Source organism: Cyanobium sp. BA5m-21 (assembly GCF_024346235.1).
Classification (GTDB): Bacteria; Cyanobacteriota; Cyanobacteriia; order PCC-6307; family Cyanobiaceae; genus Cyanobium_A; species Cyanobium_A usitatum.
The window spans coordinates 1-7,607 of the sequence record NZ_JAGQCO010000070.1 but is presented as its reverse complement, the minus strand read 5'-3'; the positions used below and the strand labels follow the sequence as shown (position 1 = coordinate 7,607).

Below are 7,607 nucleotides of genomic sequence, written 5' to 3'. Positions count from 1 at the left end.
CCCGGTGCTTGTCAACCTCAGCGACAAGGCATTCTCCTTTGACTTTGATGGCAATGGCGTCATCGATACAACGGTCGGTGAGATCACGATCACCAATGCCTATTCAGCCACCAATGTGATGGTGTCTGAAGCCTCCAGTCAAGGCGGCGCCAACGGAGTCTTTGGTTTTGAAGTGGTCATCGGCGGAGCAGCCGATGATGCCATCGTTGGCAATGCCGATGCCAACCTGCTAGTTGGTAATGCCGGTGATGACCGCATTGCTGGTGGGTCTGGCAATGACACCATTTATGGCGGTACGGGCGACGATTACATCACGCCTGGCGACGGTGCCGACTATGTCGTGGCTGGCGCGGGTATCAATACTGTTGAAATTACCAGCAGTGATCTTGCCGAGGATACGTTCAATGTTGATCCGAATGGAATCAACATCTTTGCCCTCCAGGGCAATGGCACCGATGTGTCATCGATCACTGTTCCCACTGGAAAATGGGATCCTGGCTCCCAGGGGATTGACCTCCTGGATGGTGGTGATCCTGTTGTCATCGGAAGTTTCACTACTTACGACACGATCAACGGCACCTCCAGTGCTGATACCTATCAGTTCGGCGGCGTCGCTTTCAAGAACATCGGCAACGTGGATCTCGGCGCTGGTAACGACAGTGTTGGTACTGCCGCAACCACCAAGGGCGTCAAGGTCAACTACGACGGCAATACCGGCACCGACAGCATCACGCTGAATCTCACCTTTGGCCAGTTTGCCAAGCTCAATTCCAGTGGCCTTTATGTGGCCGATGTTCAAACCTATCTCGATAGTGCCAGCGGCAAAACCTTCAGCAGCAGTCAAGCAGATTTCACTGCTAACAATTTTGAAACTGGTGGCGTAGCTGTCATTACCCCCGGTGTCTTCAACGCTCTCCAGGGAGATCCGGCGGCCACCACCTTCAACTCCGCCTACGGCGTCCGCAGCAGCACGATTAGCAGCGGCGACGATGTAAACCTGTCGGCTTCGGCGCTGACCACTTCCACAGCCACGGCCCTTTCCGCGGCAGACATTGTTTCCGCGTTCGTTCAGGCCAGTGGCGTCAAAGGCAGTGATGCCATCACTATCACCAGTGGCGGCACTACTTCAGGCTCCACGACAGCGTCCCAGGAAGCCAGTGCCGTCTCCCGCACCGTCGACGATCGCGCCGATTCGGTGCTCGCTGCCTATGGCCTCGGCACCGATCGCAGCAGCTTCACGGCTGGCGACGACATCACCTTGAGCCTCACCGGCAACGTCAAGGCTGATACAACGGCCGAAGCGCTGAATTTTGTCGTCAACGCCAGCGGCACCGTCGAGGCTGCCGGCAGCCGCGACTCCAGCCTCAGTGCCGGTGATGCCCTCAGCCTCAACATCAGCGGCACCGCAGCCCAGACGGTGGGCGCTAGCAATGTCGCTGGCCTGGCTCTCGCCGCTCTTGCCAACCGCACCTACGGCATTGACGACGCCAACCTCACAGACACCGCGACCGACAGCGTTCAGGCCGGCTCCGATCTCAGCCTGCAAGCCACTGCCAGCAGCAGCAATCGCGTCACGGCCCAGACCGTCGGCACCGAATCGCTCGGCACTTTCACGCTCGTCAACAACGGCACGGCCGCCACCGACCGCTTCACCACAACCCAGATTGGCGCCGACTTCCCCCTGATCAATGGCGATCGGGTTCGCTTCACTATCTCGAACGGCAGTGTGCAGGCTGATCGTGACTACTACGTCGCCAATGTCATCCCGATCACCGGTGAGTTCCAGCTCAGTTCAGAGCCGAACGGTGATCCTATAGATGTCGTAGCTGCCGGCACCCTGCAGGCCTACCGCCCTGCCGTCGCCACAGCCGACGGGATCAGCACCGTCACCGGTGTTGATCTCAACCGCACAGGCGCCGGCCTGGGTGGTGTTCAAGCCGGCGACGCCCTCAGCCTGCGGGCCACGGCCTCCGATGCCATCACGGCCACGGCCAGCAGCGTGGCTGGTGATGCCACTGCAGGTGTATTCCGTCTCGGCGGCATGGATGGCCTCAACCTGGCCTCTGAGGTGAGCACCGTTCAGGCCCTCGTTGACACCGTTTCCCTGGCCGGCAGTGGCGCTAGCCTTAACTTCAACGCCACCGATACGGCCACGCTCAAAGCCGCCAGCACCGAGGGTGCGGCTCTGACGGAAGCCAACATTCAGGTCTTCGGTTCCAAGAGCAGCGCCAGCACCGCCGGCGACGATCTCAGCCTCAGCGCCAACGCCGATCTCACCCTCTCCGGCAGCGCCAGCAGCACCGCCGGCAGCGCCGAGGCCCGCAGTGGCGCCGGTGCCGGCGCCGGTGTCACCACGGCCGGTGTCACCAATGTGCTGCCCACCAACACCAGCTACTCGGTGGTCACCGGCCTGGCTGATGGCACCCAGACGGCGGGCGCTGATCTGGCCGTGCAAGCCAAGGGGGCCACGACCCTCAACGCCAGCGCCAGCACGGTCTCAGGTGCCGAGACGCTGGGTTCGCTCTGGACTTCGGCGTCGGGCAACATCCTCGCCACCTTTGATCTCAACCTCAACACCACCACCAGCACACCGAGTTTTGTTGGTCCCCAGTACCTGGCCGCCGGCCAGCTGGTGCAATTGCCCACCGCCGCCGCCGGTTTGCTTGCCAATACCGATTACGCGGTGAAGCTGCTCGGCTTCGGAGCGGTGGATGCCACCGCCAATACGCTGACAATGCCCACCGGCATTTCCTATGCCCTGAACGACGCCGTTCGCTTCCGCCTCAACAGCACCACCGCCCCGAACAGCAGCGAGAGCCGTTACGGCTTGGCCTTAGGCACTACTTATTACGTCAAGAGTGTGTCCGGCACCACCTTCACTCTTTCGGCCTCTCCTGGTGGACCAGTAATTGATCTTTCCGCCGACAGCCTCGGTCAGGCCGATCAGCTGGTGGATGCGGATCGCTTCCAGTTGCTCACGCTCCCAACGGCACCGGGCGGCACCTATGCCGTCGCCCCCCTCACCGCCAGCGCTTCAGGCGTCAGCCTCACCCTGCCCTCTGCCGCCAATGCCTTCGCCGGTAGCCGCGAGACTGATCGCACCCTCAACAACAGCGACAACCTCAACCTCGCCCAGGTGAGCGGCATCATTGGCAACGGCGGCCTGCGCGGCCTGATCGCCGGGGCGCAGAACGCCATCTCCGCCGTGGCCAGCGGCGTGCTCAATGCCGTCGCCCGCAACACCGCCAATGACGCCACGGCCAGCGCCGGCTTGGTGGCTGAAGGCCTCAGTGATACGGCGATCAGCGCCGGCAGCGCTGGCAGCGTCAATGCCGAGGCCAGCATTGCCGCCGTGGCCGATGCCGCCACCACCGGCACCAACGTCCTGCTCGACAACGCGCTCGCCGATCTCACGATCACCGCCCGGGGCCTGAGCGCCAGCAACGCCGCCAACGACATCACCATCGGCGGTGCTGGCGACGTGCAGAGCACCGCCAGCCTGAGCGGCCGCAGCACCGCCAGCACCGTGCTCGGTGATAGCGATGCCCTGGCCGCGCTGAAGGCCACCGGCTTGGAGGCCCTCAGCAATGGCATCACCGCCACCATTGGCCAGCAGGGCGACATCAGCGCCGCCGCCAGCATCGGCTCCCTGGCCGCACCACTCCTCATCAGTGCCCTCAGCAGTGCTGAGGGCGACGCCACGGCCCAGGCCGCTGCCGCTGCCGTCGGCATCTTGGGCACCTACGACGCCACCGTCCCCGCAGGTTTCTCCTCGCTCCAGGCCGGCAAGAGCCAGGGCGACATCAGCGGTACGGCCAGCGCCGACCAAGCTTTGAGTGCCATCGCCACCAACGGCATCGCCTCGGTCACCCTCGCCGATGTGCCCGGCACTGGCCGTGCCTCGATCACTGGTATCGAGAACATGGCCCTCACCGCCGGTGCTGGCCTCAGCAGTGTCGATGCCACCGCCGTGGGCAGGGCTAATTTGTCGGCCCGCAGTGTGGAGCTCGATGCCACCAGCGAGGGCAGCACCTCCAGCACAGGTGTATTCAGTTCCACAGTCGCCGCCCTGCCGATTTCCTTCGCCGAAGACGGCCGCATCGCCGCCATTGCCCAGCAGAGCAGCTTCGCCCAGAGCGTCACGGTCAACGGCAACGCCTCTACCTCCCTCAACAACACCAGCCTCGGCATCGGCAACGCCACGATCACCATTGCTGGTGATGGCAACTTGAATGCCCGCGCGATCTCCCAACTAGACAGCCGCTCCCAGTCCGTTGCCGGTGATGCCAGCGCCTAATGCTTCCTCACCCCCACCTCGCCGCCGATCTCGGCGAGGCCATGGAGCGTCTGGCAAGTCAACCGCTCGCCGAACTCTTGCTCTCCAGCGGCATTTTGCGCCAACGGGCCAAGGAGCTTCTTGTGCAGCGCCTGCGGGACTCCGTCAGCTTCACTGCTGAAGAGGAGTCTGTGGTGTTGTCGCGGCTTTGGGAGGGTATGCCAGGCCCGGCCGCCGCCAGCCTGCAGGGTGATTGGATTGCCACTCAGCCCGAGCTGATGCAGGGGCCGCTGCGCGATCGCTGGGATCAGATCCGGCTGCAGAAATGGATCGAAAATCACTACCTCGAACGCCTAGAGCCCTATTTCCTCGAGCGCCGTGCTGATCTGGAGCAGGTGGTGTACGCGATGATCAGATTGCGCAATCAGGGTGCGGCCGAGGAGCTTTACCTGCGTCTTATCGATGATGGCGCCGATTTCGGCACCTTGGCACGCAGCCACTCCCTCGGCGAGGAGCGCTTCACTCGCGGCTTGGTGGGCCCGATGTTGATCAGTCAACCCCACCCCACTATCCGGGCCGTTCTCGACAAGCTCACCATGGGTGAGGTGCATCCGCCCTTTCGGGTCGACAACTGGGTGTTGTTGGTACAGATGGAGCACAGGCAGCCAGCCAACCTCAGCGATGCCACCCGCCTGCAGCTCTACAACGAGCTCTTTCAAAAGGATGTTGATGCCACCCTCGACCAGAGCCTGCAGAGCCTCTATCCCGCCCTGCTAACCCTGGCGCCAGCCCAGGGGAGCTGAGCCATGGCGGATACCGGACAGCTCCTCGAACTGCTGAGTTCCTTCCCTTTTCTTGCGGATCAGCCGCCCGAACAACTCGAACGGCTCGCCTCCCAGGGCCAGTTGCTGCGCTTTTCGCTCGGTCAGCCGATCATTCGCATCGCCCAGGCGCCCCAGCAGATGTTTTTCCTGCTGCAGGGAAGTGCCCGTTCGGTAGTGATGGCTTCGCGGCTGAGCAAAGGAGTGGCGACGCTGCAGCGCTTCGAAGCGGGTGCGGTGATGGGCTGGACCGCCCTTAGTGCCGGGCGCAATTGGGAGACCCTGCTGGCTTCCACCGAGCTGGTTGTGCTGGCCTTGCCCCATGCCGCCCTGCGGCAGGAGATGGCCCAGTACCCAGCCCTGGCGCAGCGCATCGCTGGCAGTGTCAATCCAGCCGAGCTATTCGCGGTGCTCGATGCCTACCTGCGGGAGTACCCGCGGGCCCTCTCCCATGAGGTAGTCGAGGCGGCAGTCAAGCTCGCAGACACCACAAGGGCCGTCAGTCTGACGCTGGAGCAGCTGGAACAGACGTCTTTTCCGGCTGACCGTCTCTGGCTGGTAGCGGCGGGCGGCCTGCCGCTGGGCACGGCCCTGCCCAGCAAGGTTGCAGCTGAGGCGGAGCCCTTATTGCGGGTGCTCGGCATCAATCGACTGGAGCTAGAGCGCCTGCTCGATCCGCCGCCCCCCGACGCAGAGGCAGCGGTATCAGTGTCTCCGCCACCGGGCTGGGAAAGCCTGCTGCTGGAACGCTGGGAGGAGCAGCGCCAAAAGCTGGAGGAGGGTGCTATCCCCGCCGCTCCCGACCTGCTTTTAAGCGAGTCCGAGGAACCCCTCGACGACAACAAGCGCGATCCCGACTCCTATCCCTGGCATCGCGGTGTCGGTCCGTTGGAGTCGCCGATTTCGGCTTTCCGCATGCTCAGCGATCACCTCGGGCTGCCCTTTCGCCGGGAGCTGCTGCGTCGTGTCTTCACCGATCAGGTGAAGCGCCACAGCGAGGCCTCACTGGCACTGGCCGGGGCCGTGGCCGAATCCATCGGTCTACAGACCCAGTTGCTGGAGATCCGCGCCGAAACAATCTCCAGGCTCGATGCTCCCTTGATGGTGCGTTGGGGTAACGGCATGGCGGTGATATATCGCGCCTCAGCTAGCAGTGTTTTGCTCGGCATTCCAGCCGTTGCTAATCAAGAACTCAGCCTTGATCAGTTCAAGGAGCAATGGGGCGAGGAGGGTGAGGTTCTCACCCTGCGTGTTAACGCCCTCACGCCGCAGCGCAAGTTTGGTTTCCGCTGGTTCCTGCCGGCTTTGCAGCAGCACCGCACCGTGTTGCTGGAAGTCTTGCTAGCTAGCTTCTTCGTGCAGCTTTTCGGTCTTGTTAACCCCCTGCTGATTCAGCAGGTGATCGACAAGGTGATCATCAACAACAGCCCCAACGCCCTTGGAGTGCTCGGCACCCTGCTGGTGGTGTTTGCCATTTTCGAGGGTCTGCTGCTGTGCCTACGCACCTTTTTGTTTGCGGACACAACCAATCGCATTGACCTTGCCCTTGGTACGCAGATTATTGACCATCTACTGCGCTTACCGCTCACCTATTTCGACCGCCGTCCAGTGGGTGAGGTCAGCAACCGGATTAGTGAACTTGAGAAGATCCGCTCCTTCCTTACCGGCACCGCTCTCACTACCATCCTTGATGCTGTATTTGCGCTGCTATATATAATTGTAATGGTGATCTACAGCTGGCAGCTCACTCTGCTCACCCTGGCAGTCATTCCAGTGCTGGTTGCGCTCACCCTCACGGTATCGCCCCTGGTGCGCAATCAGTTGCAAAGCCGCGCTATAGCCAACGCCCGCACCCAGAGCCATCTTGTAGAGGTGCTGAGCAGCATGATGACTGTTAAGGCCCAGAACATCGAATTGCGCAGTCGCTGGAAGTGGCAAGATCTCTATACGGATTTTGTGGCCGAGGGTTTCGACAACACCCTGCTCAGCACCACTGCTAACACCTTTAGTGCCTTCCTTAATAAGTTATCGAGTCTGCTGGTGATCTGGGGTGGAGCAGCCCTGGTGCTTAATGGAGAACTCAGCCTCGGTGAACTGATCGCCTTCCGGATCATCGCCGGTTATGTCACCGGTCCACTGCTGAGGATGACCTCCATCTGGCAGACCGTGCAGGAAACCGCCCTTTCTTTGGAGCGTCTCAGTGATGTAATTGACCACCCGCAGGAGGCGCCTGAGGATAACTCCAGCCGCATCATCATGCCGCCAATCAATGGAGAGATCATCTTCCAGAATATTCAATTCCGCTACAAGCCCTCCTCGCCGTTGCTGCTTAGGGATGTATCCCTAACCATTCCCCAGGGCAAGTTTGTGGCTGTGGTGGGTACGAGCGGCTCGGGTAAAAGCACCCTCACTAAATTGGTGGCTCGCCTTTACAACCCAGAGGGTGGCACCGTGCTGGTGGATGGCATCGATATCGCCAAAGTTGAGCTCTATTCCTTAAGGCGCCAGAT

At 61.8% G+C, this 7,607-nt stretch carries 3 protein-coding genes; all 3 read left to right on the top strand.

Annotated elements, in window-relative coordinates; all coding sequences use genetic code 11:
- A partial coding sequence (locus KBY72_RS13405; protein WP_409995499.1) for a beta strand repeat-containing protein occupies window positions 1–4,297 on the top strand: 4,297 nt, incomplete at its 5' end.
- A complete protein-coding gene (locus tag KBY72_RS13400) occupies window positions 4,297–5,079 on the top strand; it encodes a peptidylprolyl isomerase (protein WP_254961475.1) in 783 nt (260 codons plus the stop codon). The genes KBY72_RS13405 and KBY72_RS13400, both read left to right, overlap by 1 nt.
- A gap of 3 nt (window positions 5,080–5,082) precedes the next feature.
- Window positions 5,083–7,607: ABC transporter transmembrane domain-containing protein (locus KBY72_RS13395; protein ID WP_254993787.1), on the top strand; the 2,525-nt coding region annotated here is incomplete at its 3' end.